The organism is Candidatus Halocynthiibacter alkanivorans, from assembly GCF_003333265.1.
In the GTDB taxonomy this organism is placed as follows: Bacteria; Pseudomonadota; Alphaproteobacteria; order Rhodobacterales; family Rhodobacteraceae; genus Halocyntiibacter_A; species Halocyntiibacter_A alkanivorans.
In genome coordinates this window covers 1-15947 of the sequence record NZ_QOLB01000156.1, presented here as the reverse complement: position 1 = coordinate 15947, position 15947 = coordinate 1, and the positions used below count along the sequence as shown (strand labels likewise).

Annotated in this window: 18 protein-coding genes; 13 read left to right on the top strand and 5 right to left on the bottom strand. The window is 62.4% G+C overall.

Annotated features, from left to right (window positions below):
• Positions 1 to 7 precede the first annotated feature (7 nt).
• Positions 8 to 400: a DUF1636 family protein gene (locus DWA01_RS20305; RefSeq protein ID WP_114287631.1), complete on the bottom strand. Its 393-nt coding sequence runs from the start codon at positions 398 to 400 to the stop codon at positions 8 to 10.
• A gap of 209 nt (positions 401 to 609) precedes the next feature.
• On the opposite strand from DWA01_RS20305, the gene DWA01_RS20300 reads away from it, so the two are divergent.
• A complete protein-coding gene (locus DWA01_RS20300; protein WP_114287630.1) occupies positions 610 to 969 on the top strand; it encodes a response regulator transcription factor in 360 nt (119 codons plus the stop codon).
• Between the two features lie 38 nt (positions 970 to 1007).
• On the opposite strand, the gene DWA01_RS20295 is transcribed toward DWA01_RS20300, so the two are convergent.
• The gene (locus DWA01_RS20295) at positions 1008 to 1982 is read right to left on the bottom strand and encodes a glutathione S-transferase family protein (RefSeq protein WP_114287629.1); all 975 of its coding nucleotides are present in this window, start codon (positions 1980 to 1982) and stop codon (positions 1008 to 1010) included.
• 386 nt (positions 1983 to 2368) lie between these two features.
• Between DWA01_RS20295 and DWA01_RS20290 the strand changes: the two genes are divergently transcribed.
• From DWA01_RS20290 to DWA01_RS20260, 7 genes are all read left to right on the top strand, one after another.
• The gene (locus tag DWA01_RS20290; protein WP_114287628.1) at positions 2369 to 3520 is read left to right on the top strand and encodes a sirohydrochlorin chelatase; all 1152 of its coding nucleotides are present in this window, start codon (positions 2369 to 2371) and stop codon (positions 3518 to 3520) included.
• A gap of 102 nt (positions 3521 to 3622) precedes the next feature.
• Complete coding sequence (locus DWA01_RS20285) at positions 3623 to 4282, top strand: precorrin-8X methylmutase (RefSeq protein ID WP_114287627.1); 660 nt, start codon at positions 3623 to 3625, stop codon at positions 4280 to 4282.
• Positions 4279 to 5478: a precorrin-6y C5,15-methyltransferase (decarboxylating) subunit CbiE gene (gene cbiE / locus DWA01_RS20280; RefSeq protein WP_114287626.1), complete on the top strand. Its 1200-nt coding sequence runs from the start codon at positions 4279 to 4281 to the stop codon at positions 5476 to 5478. Before DWA01_RS20285 ends, cbiE begins: the two co-directional genes overlap by 4 nt.
• Positions 5475 to 6176: a precorrin-2 C(20)-methyltransferase gene (cobI, locus tag DWA01_RS20275; protein ID WP_114287711.1), complete on the top strand. Its 702-nt coding sequence runs from the start codon at positions 5475 to 5477 to the stop codon at positions 6174 to 6176. Before cbiE ends, cobI begins: the two co-directional genes overlap by 4 nt.
• Positions 6167 to 8158, top strand: coding sequence for a precorrin-3B C(17)-methyltransferase (gene cobJ / locus DWA01_RS20270; RefSeq protein ID WP_114287625.1), 1992 nt, complete (start codon positions 6167 to 6169; stop codon positions 8156 to 8158). The genes cobI and cobJ overlap by 10 nt, the downstream gene beginning before the upstream one ends.
• Positions 8159 to 8258: 100 nt before the next feature.
• A complete protein-coding gene (gene cobM, locus DWA01_RS20265) occupies positions 8259 to 9032 on the top strand; it encodes a precorrin-4 C(11)-methyltransferase (RefSeq protein WP_114287624.1) in 774 nt (257 codons plus the stop codon).
• Positions 9033 to 9130: 98 nt separating this feature from the next.
• On the top strand, positions 9131 to 9478 hold the full coding sequence (locus DWA01_RS20260) for a hypothetical protein (protein WP_114287623.1): 348 nt from the start codon (positions 9131 to 9133) through the stop codon (positions 9476 to 9478).
• Positions 9479 to 9650: 172 nt separating this feature from the next.
• Here DWA01_RS20260 and DWA01_RS20255 read toward each other — a convergent pair whose 3' ends face one another.
• The gene (locus DWA01_RS20255) at positions 9651 to 10016 is read right to left on the bottom strand and encodes a VOC family protein (protein WP_114287622.1); all 366 of its coding nucleotides are present in this window, start codon (positions 10014 to 10016) and stop codon (positions 9651 to 9653) included.
• Positions 10017 to 10246: 230 nt separating this feature from the next.
• On the opposite strand from DWA01_RS20255, the gene DWA01_RS20250 reads away from it, so the two are divergent.
• The gene (locus tag DWA01_RS20250) at positions 10247 to 10477 is read left to right on the top strand and encodes a hypothetical protein (protein WP_136057793.1); all 231 of its coding nucleotides are present in this window, start codon (positions 10247 to 10249) and stop codon (positions 10475 to 10477) included.
• Between the two features lie 478 nt (positions 10478 to 10955).
• Here DWA01_RS20250 and DWA01_RS20245 read toward each other — a convergent pair whose 3' ends face one another.
• The gene (locus DWA01_RS20245; RefSeq protein WP_114287620.1) at positions 10956 to 12125 is read right to left on the bottom strand and encodes a MalY/PatB family protein; all 1170 of its coding nucleotides are present in this window, start codon (positions 12123 to 12125) and stop codon (positions 10956 to 10958) included.
• Positions 12126 to 12225: 100 nt separating this feature from the next.
• Here DWA01_RS20245 and def (DWA01_RS20240) point away from each other — a divergent pair, with 100 nt between their 5' ends.
• From def (DWA01_RS20240) to DWA01_RS20225, 4 genes are all read left to right on the top strand, one after another.
• Positions 12226 to 12747, top strand: a complete 522-nt coding sequence (def, locus tag DWA01_RS20240; protein WP_114287710.1) for a peptide deformylase — start codon at positions 12226 to 12228, stop codon at positions 12745 to 12747.
• A complete protein-coding gene (def, locus tag DWA01_RS20235) occupies positions 12744 to 13256 on the top strand; it encodes a peptide deformylase (RefSeq protein ID WP_114287619.1) in 513 nt (170 codons plus the stop codon). The genes def (DWA01_RS20240) and def (DWA01_RS20235) overlap by 4 nt, the downstream gene beginning before the upstream one ends.
• A 47-nt stretch (positions 13257 to 13303) precedes the next feature.
• The gene (gene fmt, locus DWA01_RS20230; RefSeq protein WP_114287618.1) at positions 13304 to 14218 is read left to right on the top strand and encodes a methionyl-tRNA formyltransferase; all 915 of its coding nucleotides are present in this window, start codon (positions 13304 to 13306) and stop codon (positions 14216 to 14218) included.
• A gap of 419 nt (positions 14219 to 14637) precedes the next feature.
• Complete coding sequence (locus tag DWA01_RS20225) at positions 14638 to 14874, top strand: GlsB/YeaQ/YmgE family stress response membrane protein (RefSeq protein ID WP_114287617.1); 237 nt, start codon at positions 14638 to 14640, stop codon at positions 14872 to 14874.
• A 97-nt stretch (positions 14875 to 14971) separates the two neighbouring features.
• Here the strand turns inward: DWA01_RS20225 and DWA01_RS20220 are convergent, their stop codons facing one another.
• Positions 14972 to 15595 carry a trimeric intracellular cation channel family protein gene (locus tag DWA01_RS20220; protein ID WP_114287616.1) on the bottom strand — a complete coding sequence of 208 codons (624 nt, stop codon included), beginning with the start codon at positions 15593 to 15595 and terminating at the stop codon, positions 14972 to 14974.
• Between the last annotated feature and the right edge of the window lie 352 nt (positions 15596 to 15947).

Here is a 15947-nt window from a genome sequence, read left to right as displayed (position 1 = left end):
TCCGCAGTCATTCAGCGGCTTCGGCGATGTCGGTTGCCGGCAGCGGTGGCATGCGGGTGACAAAGTGCCCTTTGACCGGCTGCGGCCACTGGCGGAACGGCACCTGGCCTGAGCCGCTTGCTGCGTGCAGGGTGGCATATTCAACAATGGCGTCAGCGGTTTCCGCGTCGGGGGTAAATTCCCCCAGCGTGTAGTTCAGCTTGCCTTCGGCCTGGATGGTGACATTGCAGCTGCGTTTGCAGCCCATCAGACAGGACACCCGGCGCGTCCGCACCTGTTCACTGCCGGCGGCGCTGGTTTCAACGAGGGCTGCCAGTGCTTCGCCATCGGTCTGTTCGCGGCCGCTGTCTGCCCAGTCGTCACGTTTGCAGGTGTCGCAGATGGTAATCCAGGTGGTCATAGGGCGGCCCTTTGTAAATGTGTTTTGGTCTTGTTTCCTATTTGGTGCAGCGGTGCAAGCCTGCGCAGATCACCCTGTCCTTTTGGACAGGGGACTCCGGGGTGAAAATTTACTAAGATGAACTATAGATTAACACATGTTGTGAGCAGAGATCACCGGCACCCGTAAGCTGGCCGTTCCTGTAGTGCCGGTCCGAAGAGGGGGCTGTTATGAAAGTGCTTATTGTTGAAAGCAATACCAGCCTCAGCCGGGTCTGGGGCCGTCATCTGGAACGGCATGGTGCCATCGTCATCCAGGCTGCATCTGAAACAGACGCCATCGCTGTGCTGCGCATGGAGTCGGTGGATATCATCGTCTGCAATCTGCTGCTGGAGGGCGGCAGCGCATTTGCCGTGGCTGATTTTGCCAGCTACCGTTATCCCGAAGCGCGGGTGGTCTTTGTCACCGCCTCGAGCTTTTTCTCCGACGGATCGATCTTTCAGCACATCCCCAATGCCTGCGCATTTCTGCCGCTGGGCACGCCGCCAGAGGATCTGACGGCGCTGGTGGAACATTACGGAACCCATTGAAACCGGTGCGATAACGCCGCATCGACGCCGCCGGGGATTTAACCGCGACCGTGGGGCTGATGCCAGTCAATCACCGGGTTGACCGGCACGATCCGGTTGGGATTGATCGTTTCATGGCTGTAGTGATAGTGGCGCACAATATGGTCGAAATTCACCGTTTCCGCCACGCCGTCCCATTGATACAGCTCGCGGGTCCAGGCCCAGAGGCTGGGGTAATCAATCAGCCGTTTGCGGTTGCATTTGAAGTGCTGGTGATAGACCAGGTCAAAGCGCAGCAGCGTGGTCAGCAGCCGCCAGTCGGCCTCAGTCACCCGGTCGCCCATGAGATAGCGCTGCTGTGACAGCCGCTCATCAAGCCAGTCGAGGCTTTCAAACAGCGGCCCCACGGCGGCGTCATAGGCGTCCTGGGTGGTGGCGAATCCGGCTTTGTAGACGCCGTTGTTAACCGTGCTGTAGATGCGGCTGTTCAGCTCTTCAATCGCCTCTCGCTGTGATTCGGGCCAGTAGTCGTCCGTGTTGCCGGTCACCTCGTTAAAGGCGGAATTAAACATGCGGATGATTTCCGAGCTTTCATTGGAAACGATGGTATTGTTCACCTTGTCCCAGAGCACCGGCACCGTCACGCGGCCCGAAATCTCCGGATCGGCGCGCAGGTAGATGTCGCGCAGAAACGGCAGGCAAAACAGCTTGTCACCGGTGCTGCCGCGGAAGTCGCGCGCAAAGCTCCAGCCTTCGCTGAGCATGTCGGGATGCACCACTGAAACACTGATATGGTCAGAGAGGCCTTTGATGGCGCGAAATATAAGCGTGCGGTGGGCCCAGGGGCAGGCGTGGGAGACATAAAGATGATAGCGGCCACTTTCCGCATGAAAGCCAGCCTCACCGCTGGGGCCGGCGCTGCCGTCTTTGGTGATCCAGTTGCGGAATGCTGCGGAGGTGCGTTTGAAGGCGCCGCCGGAATCTTTGGTTTCATACCATGTGTCGTGCCAGACACCGTTGACCAGTTGGCCCATATTTCTGTCCTTTAGTGATCTGCCAAAAGTGGCGTTGCGTTTAAGGTAGAGCGCATCAGTACGGCTGGTAATCCCCGCTGATGGCGCAGGCCCTCTGCACAGATGCACATCCGGCACCCATATGGTCGCGATTGGCGCCGCTGATGCCGCTAAACCCGTTGCGCGGACGGGGCGGGGCGCTTATACGCGACGCAGACGACGCCCCCGCGGGGGCCGGAGAGGTGGTGGCAGCGGAACCGACCCGGACCGGGGGTTTTCAGCCGCATCGTTGATCAGGGACTGCGCCCCGGCGCCGCTCCCTGCGCGGTTTTCTCAGCTCCGGATGTCGTGACCTTATATGCGGGCCGCACAAAGCGGCCGGCGGGCAGATCCGGGAGACGTGAGCGATGACCAAAACAGGTGTGATGATTTGCGGGCATGGCTCGCGCAGCCAGGACGCGGTGGATGAATTTGCGGTGCTGGCGGAAAAGCTTCCGGCCTATCTGCCCGAGGACTGGATCACCGATTATGGCTATCTGGAATTTGCCAACCCGGTGATCCGCGATGGTCTTGACCGGCTGCGGGAAGCGGGCTGTGAGCGCATTCTGGCAGTGCCGGGCATGTTGTTCGCGGCGATGCACGCCAAGAATGACATCCCCACCGTGCTCAACACCTATGGGGCCAAACATGACATCAACCTGAGCTATGGTCGCGAGCTTGGGGTGGATCCTAAGATGCTCGCCGCCGCCGGTGACCGGATTCAGCAGGCGGTGGATGCGGCCAATGCGGAATATGGCGAACTGCCGGTGGCAGAGACCTGTCTGGTGGTGATCGGGCGCGGCGCGTCAGATCCGGACGCCAATGGCAATGTCTCCAAAGTCGCCCGCATGTTGTGGGAAGGCATGGGCTTTGGCTGGTGCGAGGTCGGCTATTCCGGCGTCACCTTCCCTCTGGTGGAACCCTGCCTGACCCATGTCACCCGGCTGGGTTACAAACGGGTCATAGTATTTCCCTATTTCCTCTTTGCCGGCATTCTGATTGACCGCATCTATGGATTTACCGATCAGGTGGCCGCGGCACATCCCGATATTCAGTTTGTCAAAGCCGGTTATCTGAACGATCACCCGAAGGTGCTGGAGACCTTTGCTGAGCGCATCACCGAGCAGGTGGGCGAGGTGGTGCCGCCGACCTGTGGCACCTGTAAATACCGCACCCAGGTGCTGGGGTTTGAGTCTGAGGTTGGCGCGGTGCAGGAAAGCCATCACCACCATGTGGAAGGCCAGGGCGCCTCGGCGCCGGGCTCCAATGTGGCGGATTGCAGCCTGTGTGATACTTTCTGCACCGGCATGTGCCGGCTGGAGATGCAGGACAAGGGCCATGACCACCATGATCACCATGACCACCACGATCACGGGCATGATCACGCGCATTCCCATGACCACGCCCATGATCATGGGCACAGCCATGCGCATTCGCACAGTCATGACCACGACCACGTGCACGCAGAATACCCCCATGCCAAACACCCGCATGGCCCCGAAAGTGCCCGTAAAGCATAGATTTTACACCTGGTGCGCCCTTGCGGGCGCAAGACTTGAGACGCGGAACCCCACCCCGTCCCTCCCCCACGGGGGAGGGGGCGACAGATGAGAAGGCAGCGCATGCGACCCTATGAAAAAGATCCTGCCGCGATCTATGCGGCCTCGTTTGAGACCGTGCGTGCGGAGGCGAATCTGGCGCGGTTTGCTCCCGGTATGCAGCGGATGGTGACACGGCTGATCCACGCTTGCGGCATGGTAGAAATCGCCGACCGGCTGGCCTGGTCGCCCGATGTCTATGAGGCGGGCCATGCGGCGCTGTTGGCGGGCGCACCGGTTCTTTGCGATTGTGAAATGGTTGGGGCCGGTATTATCCGGCGTTATCTGCCGGCTGACAATGAAGTGATAGTGACATTGAACCGCCCTGGCGTGCCCGAACGGGCGGCAGAAATCGGCAATACCCGTTCTGCCGCTGCCGTTGAGCTGTGGCGCGATCATATTGAAGGCGCGGTGGTGGCGGTGGGCAATGCGCCCACGGCGCTGTTTCATCTGCTGGAGCTGCTGGACGCGGGCTGGCCGAAACCGGCGGTGATCCTGGGGTTTCCGGTCGGGTTTATCGGCGCGGCCGAAAGCAAAGCGGAGCTGGCGTCTAACGCGCGCGGCTGTGACTTTGTGGCGCTGCGCGGGAGGCGTGGCGGCTCCGCCATTGCCTCGGCTGCGGTGAATGCGCTGTCCGCCGGGCTGCCGGAAGACAAAGACACACAGCCGGGGGGCAAGCTATGAGCGCCTGGCTGCATATCGTCGGCATTGGCGAAGACGGCATGGACGGGCTGGCCCCGGCCACCCGTGCGGTGGTGGAAAGCGCCGAGATCATCATTGGTGGCGCGCGTCATCATCAGCTCTCGGACGCGGTGAGCGCGGAGCGGCTGGCCTGGCCTTCGCCCTTTGATACGCTGATTGACCTGCTCAAAAGTCATGCAGGGCGCCGGGTGGTGGTTTTGGCCACCGGCGACCCGTTGTGGTATTCGGTCGGCGCCCGTATTGGCCGCGAGATTGAACCGTCTGAGATCTGTTATCACCCGCAGATTGGTGCGTTCCAGCTGGCCTCGGCGCGGATGGGCTGGTCGATGGCCGATCTGGAGACGCTGACGGTGCATGGGCGTCCGGTCGAGCAGATGATCGCGTTTATCCAGCCCGACCTGCGGCTGCTGATCCTGACCACCGGCGCACAAACCCCGGGGCAGATCGCGGCCTTTCTGTCCGAGCGCGGCTTTGGCAAATCGAAAATGACCGTGCTGGCCAATATGGGCGGTGCGGATGAAGCGCGTTTTGACGGGCTGGCCGAAAGCTGGGACCATGAGGTGCCGCCGTTCAATACGCTGGCGGTGGAGTGTATCGCGGCGCCGGATGCGGCTTTGTTGCCGCGGGTGCCCGGGCTGGCAGATGAGTTGTTTCAGGGCGACGGCACCATGACCAAACAAGAGGTGCGGGCGGTGACGCTGGCGAAACTGATGCCGATGCGCGGCGCTCTGCTCTGGGACATCGGCACCGGCTGTGGTTCGATCGCGGTGGAGTGGATGCGGGCGGCGCGCTATGCGCGCGCCATTGGCATTGAACCCAAAGCCGAGCGGCGGGCCTGGGCGGCGGCCAATGCGCTGGCGCTGGGGGTGCCAAAGCTGGAGCTGATCGAAGGTACCGCGCCCGATGCACTGGACGGGCTGGACGCGCCGGACGCGATTTTCATCGGTGGCGGCTTGTCAGAGGCCACGTTTGACGCAGCCTGGGCGGCGCTTAAACCGCTGGGGCGGCTGGTGGCCAATGCGGTGACACTTGAAAGCGAAGCGGTGCTGATGGCGCTGCACAAGAAATATGGCGGGCAGTTGGTGAAACTGTCGGTCAACCGCGCTGAGCCCATCGGCGGGCTGACGGGATGGCGGCCAATGATGCCGGTTACGCAATGGAGTCTGATCAAGAGATGAGCGGGATTTTATACGGGGTCGGGCTGGGGCCTGGCGACCCTGAGTTGATAACGCTGAAAGCGGCGCGGCTGATTGCGGCGGCAAAAGTCGTGGCCTATCCGGCGCTGGCCGGGGGCAACAGTTTCGCCCGGTCGATCGCTTCCGGTCTGATTGCGCCGGGGGCGCGCGAAATTGTGATTGATGTGCCGATGAAGGTGGCGCGCCAGCCGGCGCAGGACGCCTATGATGCCGGAGCGACTGAGATCGCGGCGGCGCTTGAGACGGGCGAGGATGTGGTCTGCCTCTGTGAGGGGGACCCGTTTTTCTACGGCTCCTTCATGTATCTTTATGCGCGGCTCTCAGAGCGGTTCACGGTGGAGGTGGTGCCTGGCGTCAGTTCGGTGATGGCCAGTGCGGCGCGCGCAAGCCAGCCACTGGTCGCGCGCAATGAGGTGATGACGGTGATCCCCGGTCCTCTGGAGGCGGCGGACATGCGCGCGCGCATCGAGACCGCGGACAGCATTGTCATCATGAAGGTGGGCCGCCATCTGGCAAAGATCCGGACCCTGCTGGCGGAGCTGGGGCTGGAGGCACGTGCAAAATATATCGAGCGCGCAACACTGGCTGAAGAAGTTGTGTTGCCGCTGTCTGAGGCGCCGGAGACGGCGCCTTATTTTTCAATGATTCTGATCACCAAGGGGGCCGATCCATGGCTGTGAAACCTGTAGTTCTGTGCCTGTCGTCTTCGGGCGAAGAGGTTGCGCATAAAGTCGCGGCAATCCTTGAAGCCCAGGTGCATGGTCGCGAAGGCCGGGTTGAAAAAGCGGATGCGTTTTTCCCCAACGCGCTGGAACATGCCCAGGCGCTGTTTGCCGCCGGTACTCCCATTGTCGGTGTCTGTGCCAGTGGCATTCTGATCCGGGCGGTGGCGCCATTGCTGGGCGACAAACGCCAGGAGCCGCCGGTGGTTTCTGTTTCAGACGACGGTGCAGTGGTGGTGCCTTTGCTGGGCGGGCATCGTGGTGCCAACCGGATCGCGCGCGATGTTGCTGAGGCGCTGGGCGCGGTGGCGGCTGTCACCACGGCGGGCGATGTGGCGCTGGGCGTGGCGCTGGATGAGCCGCCGCGCGGCTATGGCCTGGCCAATCCGCAAGACGCTAAGGGCGCGATGGCGAACCTGCTTTCAGGTGCGGGCTTGCGTCAGCGCGGCGCACGGCTGTTTGACATTGAAGACCGGGCTGGCAAATCCGGCCCTGGGAGCAAGAATAAAGGCGGCGAGGTCCAGGTTGAACTGCTGATCACCGAAGCGCCGGTGGAGGGCAATGCAACCCGGCTGGTCTATCACCCGCAGCATTATGTGCTGGGGCTGGGATGCGCACGCAATGCCGATCCCGAAGAGATGTGGACGCTGGTCTCAACCGTGCTGGCGGACGCGGATATTGCGCCGGGCGCGGTGGCCTGTATTGCCACCATCGATCTGAAGGCCGATGAGCCGGCGATGAATGTGGTGGCCAAACGCCTTGGCGTGCCGTTGCGTCTGTTCACGGCCGCGGAACTGGAAGCCCATGCCGATCAGCTGATCAACCCGTCCGAGGTGGTATTTGCCGAGGTTGGCTGTCACGGGGTGTGTGAAGGGGCGGCTTTGGCCTGTGGCGCCGATCTGGCGGTGCCAAAACAAAAGACCGCCAATGTCACCTGTGCCATTGGCCGCTCTGAGAAAGTGATCACTGAGATGAAGGGCCGCGCGCGCGGCCGTCTGTCGGTGGTGGGCATTGGTCCGGGCCAGGCCACCTGGCGCACGCCGGAAGTGTCCCGTCTGGTGGCGGACGCCGAAGAGCTGGTCGGCTACGGGCTTTATATCGATCTGCTGGGGCCGCTGGCCGCTGGCAAGACCCGGTCCGACTTCCCGCTGGGAGGCGAAGAGGCGCGCTGTCGTTATGCGCTGGAGCAGGCGGCCAAGGGCAAGAACGTCGCGCTGGTCTGTTCCGGGGATGCCGGCATCTATGCCATGGGCGCGTTGGTGTTTGAATTGCTCGACCGGGGTGTGGAAGAGCACGGCGTCTCAGACGCGGCGCACCGGGTCGAGGTGGTCTGTTCGCCCGGGGTCTCGGCTTTGCAGGGCGCGGCGGCACGTGCGGGTGCACCGCTGGGCCATGATTTCTGCGCCATTTCGCTCTCAGATCTGCTGACGCCGCGCGAGGACATCATCAACCGGATCCGGATGGCGTCGATGGGGGACTTTATCATTGCCTTCTACAATCCGGTGTCCAAGACGCGCCGCACCCTGTTGGAAAAAGCGCGCAAGATCCTGCTGCAGCACCGTCCGGCAGACACGCCGGTGATGCTGGCGAGCTCGCTGGGGCGACCGGAGGAACATGTGCGCTATCGCGAGCTGAGCGAGCTGGATGTGGATGAGGTCGACATGCTGACGGTGGTGCTGATCGGGTCGTCCAACACCCGGCTGGCGCAGCTGGGCGAGGGGCCGCGCATGTTCACCCCACGCGGTTATGCCCGCAAGATCGACGGTGACTTGTCCGGCCTGGCCGGTGCCGGGGAGGTGGCAGATGCTTCGGCAGAATCTGCGGGCGGTGTTGCAGCGGCAGCCGCTGAGCCGGCCTCAGTCGCCACAGGGTCCCGGGATGCCGCCGCAGATATTGCGGCTGACGAGGATCGCAATACAAACGGCACAAGCGCCGCCTGAGGGCGACGGTTTAAGCCTGGTGTGGGCCTGCGGCCCACGCTTTGCACTGGGATATGTGGCCGGGCTGAGCCCCAGGGCTGCGACATGAGGGAAGTTTGAGATGACAGTCTATTTCATTGGTGCGGGTCCGGGCGATCCTGAATTGCTGACCAAAAAAGCCGAGCGGGTGATCGGCGAATGCCCGGTCTGTCTTTATGCCGGCTCGCTGGTGCCGCCGGAAGTGGTGAGCTGTGCGCCGACGGGCGCGCGGGTGATGGATACGGCGGTGATGACGCTGGACGACACCCATGCCGAGATCCTGGCGGCGCATCAGCGCGGCGAAGATGTGGCGCGGGTGCATTCGGGCGATCCGTCGCTTTATGGCGCTATTGCCGAGCAGATCCGGCGTCTGCGCGCCGATGGGATCGACTATCAGATCATCCCCGGGGTGCCGGCCTATGCCGCCGCCGCCGCCGCGCTGGGCCAGGAGCTGACCATTCCCGAGATTGCCCAGTCGATCGTGCTGACCCGGGTGTCGATGAAATCCACTTCCATGCCGGAAAATGAGACGCTGGACAATTTCGCCCGCACCGGCGCGACACTGGCGATCCATCTTGGGGTGCGCAATATGCGTGAGATCGTGCGCCAGCTGGTGCCCCATTACGGTGAGGACTGCCCGGTGGTGGTGGCTTACCGTGTGGGCTGGCCGGACCAGATGTTTATCCGTGGCACCCTGGCCGATATTCAGAAAAAAGTGCGCGCCTCCAAGATCACCCGCACGGCGCTGACGCTGGTGGGGCCGGCGCTGGGGGAAATCCAGGATTTCCGTGATTCCGCGCTTTATGATCCGGAAACACCCCATGTGCTGCGGCCGGTGAACGGGAAATTCGGCTAGGGATAAGCGCCCGTATTTCCAAACGAACTACGCGAATGGTTAACTTGACCGTAACCGTAAATACGGCATGCTTATGAGGCAGAAAAGGGGAGTGAGACATGCTGGAATATTTGCCCGAAGAAGTCCGGGCCGGACTTGCGGCTGCGCGCAAGGCGGATCTGCGCAAAAAGAGCCGCCTGCGGGTACATGTGGGCGACAAGATCTACCCGGTGCTGCGCTATTGGGAGACCGGGTTCGCGCTGGATACGGAGCACGGGCATCATTTTCGCGGTCTTGTCGATATCTATGACGGCGGCCGCCATCTGTACCAGTGCCTGGTCGTTGCCTGTGATGAGGACAATGGCGAGCTGGTATTTGAATTCAAGCGCAGCACGTTGGCCGCTGACAAGGCACCGCTGGATTACGTGCGGGACGAAAATGCGCCGATTGCGCTGCTGGGCCGTTAATCCCGGCTGAAAGAACGAAATGCGGCCCTGTTGTGGGGCCGCTACGGATCGCGAATGGGCCGCCAGGGTCCTGCTATGGGCCGCCGGGGTCTTGCTACAGACCGCTTGCGATGAGGCAATTCCCGGCCGCTGCTGCCGGTTATGGGGCAGTTACCGGGCAATTATGGTCCGGCTAGGAAGCCGGTTGCCAAAGCTCGACCGGATTGCCTTCGGGGTCATGCAACCGGGCGAAACGCCCGTTGGGGTGGGGTTCTGGATCCACCACCACTTTGATACCCGCGCCCTCAAGCTGCGCCACCATGGCCGCCAGATCCCGCACCCGGAAATTAAACATGAACTGCTGGCTGTCGCGGCTGAAATAATCGGTGTCCTGCGCAAAGGGCGCAAACACGGTCGGGCCGGCCTGCTGCATCCACGGCACCGTGTCATAATCCTGCGGCACCTGCGCGACACCCAGATGAGTCTCATACCACAGCGCCAGCGCCGCCGGGTCTTTGGCGCGGAAAAACACGCCACCAAGTCCAAGGGTTTTTTCCATTGTGCTGCTCCTGCTGTGCTGCGCCTGCGGTGATACCGCACCTGTTGGCATCCTATCATGAACGGGTTTATTGGTGGCGGCTTTCAGGAGGTGGTCTTGCGGATCGGGTGCGTTCTCCTTATGGTTGTGTTTGGGCGGGGCGATTGTGATCCGTTTCAGGCACCGGTGCGTTGTTTTAAAAAACGCAGACACAGAGGCCGGGGCCAGCGGCGCACAGATTGGAGAGCGTTTTGACCAGAGAACAGATTAGCCACACCATTATGAATTTCTGGCGCACCGAGCACGGCAAGGCGATCGCAGGCTGGTCTCCGGCCCAGATCCAGGCCCAGGCGACGGCGCAGGCAGCGCTGACCGAAGCTGAGATGGACGCGCTGGCCTTGATCGGGCTGGACCGGGCCACCGCCTGGATAGAAGTGCGCAATTCGATGGCGTTGCGGGCACCGCCGGACCTGTCGCTTTAAAATGCCGGGCCATCGTGGCAGCGGGCAGGCCTTATTGCCGCAAGCCTTGAAACTGGGCGGTGAAGACGTCGGGTAGTTGTGAGAGCGGCTTTGTGGCGCCCCGGTCGTTGCACCCGGATAGTGGCGCGCCGGACGTCGCACCCTGACCTGATAACAGCTGTGGTAACGCCAGGCGGTCGTTATTCCGCATGGAGGCTGTACCGGGCGGCGACGGTGCCGGGTGATGTGCGAGAAGCGGGAACGTGCTCGCTGCAGGCATAACGGAAGAAAATCAGCGCAAAAAGGCCGGGCTTGTGGCAGAGGCGTGCATTGGCTGCACCTTTATGGAAGCGCCGGATCCGGGCCGGGCGCTCGGGCCGGAAACGCGGGCCAGGAGCGTGGGCGCTGGGCAACAGGTGCTGGATCCGGGCGCTGGCCAGGTGCCGGAATTGTCAGGCGTGATGCCCCGCCCGCGTCATAATGCGGGCGGGGCAAGCGCTTACTGCAGGTCGCCAAACACTCTTTGCAGCCGCTCCACCGCTTCAATCACCCGGGCGCGCGGGGTGGCGATGTTAAAGCGCAGGAAATGATCGCCGCCCTTGCCAAAGGTGGGGCCGTGGTTGACGGCGATATGCGCTTCTTGTTCCACCCGCAGGGTGAACTCTTCGCGCTCCATACCGGTGCCGGCAAAATCGACCCAGGCCAGGTAGGTGGCTTCCAGCGGCATCGAGCGCAGGCCGGGGATAGTGTTGATGCCGGCGTCAAACAGCTTTCGGTTGCCGTCGAGATATTTCATCAGCTGATCGACCCAGGCGGCGCCGTCGGGCGAGTAGGCGGCGGTGGCCATGAACAGCCCAAAGCTGTTGGCGGAGATGCCGAGAGCGGCCATATGGCTTTTGAACGTGGCGCGCAGTTTGGGGTCATGGATGATGACATTGCCCGAAAGCGCGCCGGCGATGTTGAACGTCTTGGTCGTGGCGGTCATCATCACCAGCCGGTCCTGAATGCCGTCGATATGCTCCATCACCGTGTGTTTGTGGCCGGGATAGACCAGATCGTTGTGGATCTCGTCTGAGACCAGCAACAGGTCGTGGCGTTTGGCAAATTCGGCCACCTGGACCAGCTCATCGCGGCTCCAGACCCGGCCGCCGGGGTTGTGCGGCGAGCACAGGATCAGCATTTTTTCATTGCCGGTCATCAGCGCGTCATAGGCCTCAAAATCAAAGTGGTATTGCCCGTCGGTGCGCGCCAGCGGGCATTCGACCACCTCGCGCCCGGCGGCTTTGATCACCCGGGCAAAGGCGTGATAGACCGGGGTGAACAGCACCACACCGTCGCCGCGCTGGGTAAAGCTGTTGACGCACATGGCGGTGCCGTTGACCAGACCGTGGGTGGTGAAGATCGCTTCGGGGTCCACAGTCCAGCCATGGCGCTCTTTCATCCACCAGCAGACGGCGGCGCGGTATTCAGCATCGTCGCCGTAATAGCCATAGATCCCGTGGGAGGCCATGTCTTCGACCGCTTTTTGCACAACGGCGGGGGGGCGAAAATCCATATCGGCGACCCACATGGCGATGCCGTCGTCTTCGGGTACGTTGTAGAGCTTCTGCATCATGTCCCATTTTGAGGAATGAGTGCCGATACGGTTGATGATTTCGTCAAAGTTCATGCAGGTCTCCGTGGTGAAAGTAGCTGTTTTGCAAGCTAGCGGCATTTTAGGCAGGTGCAAGGGCGTTGCATGGGGCGCGGGCTTGGCCTACATGAGTTTCATGACCCTGAGACCCATTCTGATCCACCCGGATCCCCGCCTGAAAAAGATCTGCACGCCTGTGGCTGCCGTCTCTGAAGAGATGCGCGCGCTGGCGGATGACATGTTGGAAACCATGTATGACGCGCCGGGCATTGGCCTGGCCGCGCCCCAGCTTGGCATCAACAAGCGGCTGATCGTGATGGATTGCGTGAAAGAAGACGACGCCACGCCGGAACCGGTGGTGATGTTCAACCCGGCGGTGACCTGGGTGTCGGACGAGACCAACGTCTATGAAGAGGGCTGTCTGTCGATCCCGGAGATGTATGGCGAGGTGACCCGGCCTGCGGAAGTGCGGGTCAGTTGGCTGGACATAGATGGTCAGGCGCAGGAAGAGCAGTTTGACGGGCTGTGGGCCACCTGTGTGCAGCATGAGATCGATCATCTCGAGGGCAAGCTGTTCATCGATTATCTCGGCGCGATGAAGCGGCAGATGATCACCCGAAAAATGCAGAAACTCAAACGCGAAATGGCCCGGCCATGAGTGTGCGTGCTTTTGTGCCCTTTCCCGACACGCGGCTGAAAACCGTGGTGCCGGCCCTTGAGGCGGTGACGGATGAAACCCGGGCGATCTGGGACGATATGGTTGAGACCATGGATGCGATGCCCGGCGTCGGTCTGGCTGCGGTGCAGATCGGGGTGATGCAGCGGCTTGCGGTGGTGGATTGTTCTGAAGCGCGCGGCAAGGCGGTCAGGATGGCCAATCCCGAAGTGCTGCATGCCTCGGTTAAGATGCGGGTCTATGAAGAGGCCAGCCCCAACCTGCCGGGGGCGTCAGTGGCGATCAGCCGGCCACGTGCGGTGACGGTGCGGTTTCTCAATGAGGCGGGCGCGGTGGAAGAGCGCGATTTTGTCGGGCTCTGGGCGACTTCAGTGCAGCACCAGATCGACCATCTGAACGGCAAGATGTATTTTGACAATCTGAAACCGGTGAAGCGGCAAATGTTTCTGAAAAAGGTGCAAAAGGCCCAAAAGGCTGGGACGCGCAGTTGAGCGTGATCTTTTGATGCGCGTGATGTTCTGATGCAGGGGATTGACGGATGAGAGTGATTTTCATGGGCACGCCGGAGTTCTCGGTGCCGGTGCTGGACGCGCTGGTGGCGGCGGGCCATGAAATTGCTGCGGTCTATTGCCAGCCGCCCCGCCCGGCGGGACGTGGCAAAAAAGACCGGCTCACCCCGGTGCACGCGCGGGCAGTTGAGCTGGGCTTTGAAGTGCGCCATCCCCTGTCGCTGAAGGGCGAAGAGGACCAGGCGGCGTTTGCCGCACTGGGTGCCGATATTGCGGTGGTGGTGGCCTATGGGCTGCTGTTGCCCCAGCTGGTGCTGGGTGCGCCTGCGCTGGGATGTCTGAACATTCACGCTTCGCTGTTGCCGCGCTGGCGCGGCGCGGCGCCGATCCACCGTGCCATTATGTCAGGGGACGCGGAAACCGGCGTCTGCATCATGCAGATGGAGGCCGGGCTTGATACCGGGCCGGTGCTGCTGCGCAAAGCCATCGCCATCGGCGCGGAGGAAACCACCGCCCTGCTGCATGACCGGTTGGCGGTGCTGGGCGCGGACGCCATTGTGGAGGCGCTGGGCGCCTTGCCTCTGGCGCCGGAGGTGCAGCCACAAGAGGGCGTCACCTATGCCAAAAAGATCGACAAGGCTGAGGCGCGTATCGACTGGAGCCGCCCGGCAGATGAGGTCGACCGTCTGATCCGGGGTCTGGCGCCGTTTCCCGGCGCCTGGACCGAGGTGAAGGGCGAGCGGGTGAAACTGCTGGCCAGCCGGCTGGGCACGGGCAGCGGTATTGCTGGTCAGGTGCTTGAGGCCGGCGGGCAGCCGGTGCTGATGATTGCCTGTGGCGAGGGTTCAGTCGAGATCCTCCAGGCGCAGCGCCACTGCAAACGCGCCATGTGCACCGCCGATTTCCTGCGCGGTGCCGAATTGCCTGCAGGCACCCAGCTCTGAGATTCTATGAGGTTTTGGTGGTTCTGACGGGTGGTTTTGACCAGCGGCCCGCGTTGATGATCGCCTGAGGGCAGGGCTCAGTTGAAAACCTCCAGGCGCAGCGCCATTGCAACCGTTCCATATGCGCCGCCAGCTTTCTGCGCGGTGTGCGTTTGCCTTGGGGCACCTGGTTGGGACGTTTTGGGACGTTTCGGTGGGCCCGGACGGGAAGCCCGGACACAGGCTCTGACCGGTGGCTGATCGCGGGTTTCGCCTTTTCGCTTCGGTGTGTGCGCTTTCTCTTGCCGGACCAGACCTGGCTGTCTGCTCACCCTGCCGGTGCTTGACGGAGGGGCATGGCTGACCGATGCTGACATTGTAGTGACGCGGGTGGCGGCTCTGCCCCTGCGCGGGTCTCAGTCTCAGCAAGGATTTGTTTTATGAGTATTTTGTATCTGATTATCATCGGCGCTGCTGCGGGGTATTTCGCCACCAGGATCATGGATGTTGAGGCCTCAGTGCCCATGACCGTGTCGATTGGCATTGCCGGCGCACTGATTGGTGGCCTCGTGTTCCGGGCTTTGATGTCCGTTATGGGCATGGCGTCTGGCTTCATTGGTGCGCTGCTGGGGGCCTTGCTGCTGATCTGGCTCTGGCAACGTTATTCCGGCCGCTGACAGTCACGAACAGCCACGGGTGCGGGCGTATTATAATACTGGGGCTGCCGGGCGTATAATACCGGGGCTGGCGTTTTCAGGCCCTGAATTGCGGCGCTCAGACGCGGGGCGGACGACCCTTATAGGCGCGCAGCTTCCAGCCAAATATCAGTGAGCCGGCGCGCAGCCCCCAGGTCACCAGCGCGCTGCTCAGCAGCACTTGCCAGCCTGGCAGGTCAAAGGCCAGCGTGATCAGCGCGGTGAGTGCGCCGGCAAACGCGGCAGTGGCATAGAGTTCGCCCTGTTTCAGGATCAGCGGCACCTCATTGCAGACCACATCGCGCATCAGCCCGCCCATACAGCCGGTGCTCACCCCCATCAGCACGATAATCACCGGCGGCTGGCCCAGGTCGATGGCCACCCCCACCCCGGCGGACACTGCAAAGGCCAGCGCGAAACTGTCGAGCCAGAGCAGCAGGCGCAGCCGGCTTTCGACCAGGTGGGCGGTGAAAAACACCAGCACAGCGGCGGCGGTGGCCAGCACGATATAGGCCGGTTCTGCAATCCAGAACACCGGGTTGCGATCGAGCAGCACGTCGCGCAGGGTGCCGCCGCCCACCGCGGTCAGGCTGGCGATAAAGGCAAAGCCGATCAGGTCAAGCTGGGCCCGGCTGGCGGCAAGCGCCCCGGTCAGCGCAAAGACCAGAACCGAAGCAAAATCCAAAAATGTAACTGCGCTCATCGGGTCTGCCTGTCTCTGCCTGGCTCTGTGCTGTTTTGCACATCATGGCGTGGCGGCGGGCAGGAATAAAGGCCTGATTTATGGCTGGCGCAGAGGGGTGGGCTTGCCCCGTGCTGGTACCCGTGCTGGTAGCCGTGCTGCGCCGGGAACGGTGCTCAGCGCGGGCTGTTGCGTGCTGCGGAGTGCTGAAACAGTGCCTGATTGTTGTTGTTGATTGTGCGTGCTGAGGCGGTGCCGGGCCCACGCCCGGGGCCGCCGCCGCGATCTGCTCCGGCTTCCGGACACGGCACGGTGTCGCGGGACGTGCCGCCCAGGCTCCGGCACTATCGGTCCACCCCGCCTGTGCCCCCCG

What these genes read in the sequence shown, in the direction of transcription:
- DWA01_RS20255 (WP_114287622.1), bottom strand. Translation starts at nt 10,016, where the DNA reads ATGGAAAAAACCCTTGGACTTGGTGGCGTGTTTTTCCGCGCCAAAGAC.
- DWA01_RS20290 (WP_114287628.1), top strand. Translation starts at nt 2,369, where the DNA reads ATGACCAAAACAGGTGTGATGATTTGCGGGCATGGCTCGCGCAGCCAG.
- DWA01_RS20295 (WP_114287629.1), bottom strand. Translation starts at nt 1,982, where the DNA reads ATGGGCCAACTGGTCAACGGTGTCTGGCACGACACATGGTATGAAACC.
- DWA01_RS20300 (WP_114287630.1), top strand. Translation starts at nt 610, where the DNA reads ATGAAAGTGCTTATTGTTGAAAGCAATACCAGCCTCAGCCGGGTCTGG.
- cobM (WP_114287624.1), top strand. Translation starts at nt 8,259, where the DNA reads ATGACAGTCTATTTCATTGGTGCGGGTCCGGGCGATCCTGAATTGCTG.
- cobI (WP_114287711.1), top strand. Translation starts at nt 5,475, where the DNA reads ATGAGCGGGATTTTATACGGGGTCGGGCTGGGGCCTGGCGACCCTGAG.
- fmt (WP_114287618.1), top strand. Translation starts at nt 13,304, where the DNA reads ATGAGAGTGATTTTCATGGGCACGCCGGAGTTCTCGGTGCCGGTGCTG.
- def (WP_114287619.1), top strand. Translation starts at nt 12,744, where the DNA reads ATGAGTGTGCGTGCTTTTGTGCCCTTTCCCGACACGCGGCTGAAAACC.
- DWA01_RS20225 (WP_114287617.1), top strand. Translation starts at nt 14,638, where the DNA reads ATGAGTATTTTGTATCTGATTATCATCGGCGCTGCTGCGGGGTATTTC.
- DWA01_RS20305 (WP_114287631.1), bottom strand. Translation starts at nt 400, where the DNA reads ATGACCACCTGGATTACCATCTGCGACACCTGCAAACGTGACGACTGG.
- def (WP_114287710.1), top strand. Translation starts at nt 12,226, where the DNA reads ATGACCCTGAGACCCATTCTGATCCACCCGGATCCCCGCCTGAAAAAG.
- DWA01_RS20260 (WP_114287623.1), top strand. Translation starts at nt 9,131, where the DNA reads ATGCTGGAATATTTGCCCGAAGAAGTCCGGGCCGGACTTGCGGCTGCG.
- DWA01_RS20285 (WP_114287627.1), top strand. Translation starts at nt 3,623, where the DNA reads ATGCGACCCTATGAAAAAGATCCTGCCGCGATCTATGCGGCCTCGTTT.
- DWA01_RS20220 (WP_114287616.1), bottom strand. Translation starts at nt 15,595, where the DNA reads ATGAGCGCAGTTACATTTTTGGATTTTGCTTCGGTTCTGGTCTTTGCG.
- DWA01_RS20245 (WP_114287620.1), bottom strand. Translation starts at nt 12,125, where the DNA reads ATGAACTTTGACGAAATCATCAACCGTATCGGCACTCATTCCTCAAAA.
- cbiE (WP_114287626.1), top strand. Translation starts at nt 4,279, where the DNA reads ATGAGCGCCTGGCTGCATATCGTCGGCATTGGCGAAGACGGCATGGAC.
- cobJ (WP_114287625.1), top strand. Translation starts at nt 6,167, where the DNA reads ATGGCTGTGAAACCTGTAGTTCTGTGCCTGTCGTCTTCGGGCGAAGAG.